The organism is Kitasatospora sp. Root107, from assembly GCF_001424875.1.
In the GTDB taxonomy this organism is placed as follows: domain Bacteria; phylum Actinomycetota; class Actinomycetes; order Streptomycetales; family Streptomycetaceae; genus Kitasatospora.
This window is the reverse complement of record NZ_LMCT01000071.1, coordinates 1-1,105: the sequence shown is the minus strand read 5'-3', so window position 1 is coordinate 1,105 and position 1,105 is coordinate 1. Positions and strand designations below refer to the sequence as shown.

At 70.0% G+C, this 1,105-nt stretch carries 1 protein-coding gene and 2 pseudogenes; all 3 read left to right on the top strand.

Features of this window, described 5'->3' with window-relative positions; genetic code table 11:
* Nucleotides 1-89, top strand: a pseudogene (locus tag ASC99_RS38100) (roadblock/LC7 domain-containing protein); the annotation flags it as partial.
* Nucleotides 90-252: 163 nt separating this feature from the next.
* The gene (locus tag ASC99_RS38095; RefSeq protein ID WP_157531917.1) at nucleotides 253-915 is read left to right on the top strand and encodes a DUF742 domain-containing protein; all 663 of its coding nucleotides are present in this window, start codon (nucleotides 253-255) and stop codon (nucleotides 913-915) included.
* Nucleotides 896-1,105 (top strand): annotated as a pseudogene (locus tag ASC99_RS33440) (ATP/GTP-binding protein); the annotation flags it as partial. The gene ASC99_RS38095 and the pseudogene ASC99_RS33440, both read left to right, overlap by 20 nt.

Here is a 1,105-nt window from a genome sequence, read left to right as displayed (position 1 = left end):
GCTACGAAATGGCCCTCCTCGTCGACCGCGCCGGAGCCGTCCTCACCCCCGCACTCCGCGCAGAACTCCAGGGCAGTCTCCTGCACTGACGGTTCGTCGGATACCGTCCTGGTATTCGAATGACCTCATGTCCGTCCCGGGCCCCAACAGTGGGCCCGGGTTCGGGCGTTGTACGGCCTTCGCACCACCGGCAGCGGCCCCTCGGGGGTCGGTGCCTGCACCGCACCGCCGCACCTTGTGAGGAGAGGAACCGTGACCCCGCCCGACGACCGCAGCGGCCAGTACGGCGTTCCGTACCCAGGCACCGGCCATGACGCCTTCGGAGCCCCCGGCGTCGGCCCCGGTCAGCCGTACGGCCAACCCGCCTACGGCCAGCCGCAGTTCGCGCAGCAGCAGCCCCCGCCCCAGCCCCAGTACGACCAGTCCGCGCAGTACGGGCGGCACTACGGCCAGCCACAGTTCGCGCAGCAGCAGCCCCAGCGGCACGGCTACCAGGACTACCCGGGGCCCGAGGCCTTCCCTGAACAGGACGAAGAGCCGGGCCACGTCGAGGAGTTCGACGACGACCACGACTCGGGACCGCTGATCCGACCGTTCGCGATGACCGGTGGCCGCACCCGACCCCGGTACGAACTGGCCTTGGAGGCACTGGTTTCGGCCAATGTCTCCCCGGACCGGCTGGCCTCGATGCTCCCCGAGCACCAGCGGATCTGCACCCTGTGCACCGAGGTGAAGTCCGTCGCCGAGGTCTCCGCGCTGCTCAATCTCCCCCTCGGGGTGGCACGCATTCTGGTGGCCGACCTCGCAGAGGCCGGCCTCGTCGCCATCCACCAGCCCGCCGCCGGCGGCGAATCCGGCAACCAGCCCGATGTCACGCTGCTCGAAAGGGTCCTCAGTGGACTTCGCAAGCTCTAACGCGGCCACCCCCACCCGCGCCACCACCTCCGCGAAGATCGTCGTCGCAGGCGGCTTCGGCGTCGGCAAAACCACCCTCGTCGGCGCAGTCTCCGAAATCAACCCCCTGCGCACCGAAGCCGTCATGACCTCCGCCTCGGCGGGCATCGACGACCTCACCCACACCGCAGGCAAGACGACCACCACCGTC